1 protein-coding gene is annotated in these 1675 nt (G+C 59.5%); it reads left to right on the top strand.

Going from position 1 to position 1675, the window contains the following annotated elements; translation table 11 throughout:
* Window positions 1-26: 26 nt before the first annotated feature.
* Window positions 27-1499, top strand: a complete 1473-nt coding sequence (locus tag WA989_RS17035) for a hypothetical protein (RefSeq protein WP_424341675.1) — start codon at window positions 27-29, stop codon at window positions 1497-1499.
* Window positions 1500-1675: the final 176 nt, after the last annotated feature.

Raw genomic sequence — 1675 nt, 5'->3', positions numbered from 1 at the left:
GGCTACGCGTTCGTTAGACAGAGTAAGTGGTTCGTCGCACCACCGCCTTGATTGCGCTCGGGCTCATCGGCTGCGGCGGCGAGTTGCGGGCGCTGGATGTAAGCGACATTCGGGGACCAGCGCTGGCGTTCATCGTGGATGTGAATGATAACGAGCCCACCCAGCTCGGCCCGGCAATCCAGATTGACGAAGACGGTTTCCTCGTGAACGGCAACCAGGAGTACCGAGCGAGTGGCGATTCATCACATGTCATTGTGATAGCGGAAGATGTCTTGCGAGAAGAAGCCGGCCTCTACCGCGGCTCGCTCCGTATTGATGAGCTTTATACGACAAGACTGGCGAAAATCGATGTCCAAGCGCAGCCGTTTGAAGATGACACCGGCGCCTGGTTGCCGCTGCGACTTCCGAGCAACACTGAAGTCCGACCGGCTGACTCTGCCGTTTCCTTTCCAAGCTTTCTGCAAGTTGAACTACCAATCGAGCGCAATTACAGTTGCGCGATATCTGGTGAGCTAAAAGATTTTGCGGCGGAGGTGGGTCCGGTCATGGGTGGTGTCCCGAACTTCAATGACTTCCATGTCATCAGCTCGAACCGGGTCCTGGTCTCTTCGGCCTTCAGTATTATGGATCTGCGCCTTGATGAGCCCCTGTCGACCGCCGCCCCGGGGCCGCGATTCTACGAAGCAGCGCCGGACGAGGCTATCGGCCAGATCCAAGCGAATCCGCGCCAGCCGTCTCAAATCTGGGCCACGAAACGCACCGAGGTAGATGGCGCCCTTCAAGAATTTCTCATCGATGACGAAGGTATCCAGCCCGCGACGGCGGAGGATCTCCCGACGAAGATTATCGCGCTGGCCGTCAGGTCCGACGGGACACCGGTGGCGAGTGGCGCGCCGCCCAGTGACGCGCGCCATACGAACGTTCACGTATTCGACGGCACGGACCGCGAGCCCTATTTCTTTTCCACGCCGAGCATTCGTCAGCGGATCGTGGCGGGTGCACGAGACCAGACGATTGTACTCGGCCTACAGGGGAGTATCGAGCGCCTCGAAAACGGGCGGTGGACGAGCATGCCGTTGGTCGACAAGAACGGCGTCGTCCTGACACCTCGCGGCTTGAAGGAGCGCTTCGTTAACGGCTCGCTCGAAACTTGGACCGTCGGCGACGACGGCGTGCTGACGTGGCGGACCGAAGGCGGTGAAATAGGATACCTTTTTGCGCCGGTACCGCCCGGGTTTCGCTGCCAAGAAGGGGGCGACGTCGTGGCTAACAGCCTGGCCGATATCGTCATTTACCAAAACCGGTTCGCTATTATCGCGATGGACGTGTGTGCCGACCTGCTCGTGGTCGACCTCGACAACACAGACTGCACATCTCTCATTCGCTTCCCGGGCCCTGCCGCATCCGCACTGACAACGAATGTTCAGCTCCACGAAAATCGTGTCTGGCTGAGCGGCGACAATGCGCTGTTGCGGTATGCTGACCTGCAGCTACCGTGAAGTGCCTTTTGAACATACTTGCGCTCGCGGCTGGTCTGGTGTCGTGCTCGCCGTCAGTCACCTTGTACGACGTAGCCGGGATCCGAGAGCCGTCCGTCGCGTTTATCGTTTACTTTCGAGACGGTAAGCCGGTGAGCACGAGCGCTGCCATTACGATCACGGAGGAGGGCCTGGTC

Origin of the sequence: Henriciella sp., assembly GCF_049649345.1 — a bacterium.
Taxonomy (GTDB): Bacteria; Pseudomonadota; Alphaproteobacteria; order Caulobacterales; family Hyphomonadaceae; genus Henriciella.
Note: the sequence above shows the minus strand (reverse complement) of the source record. Positions and strands in the feature narration are given on the sequence as shown.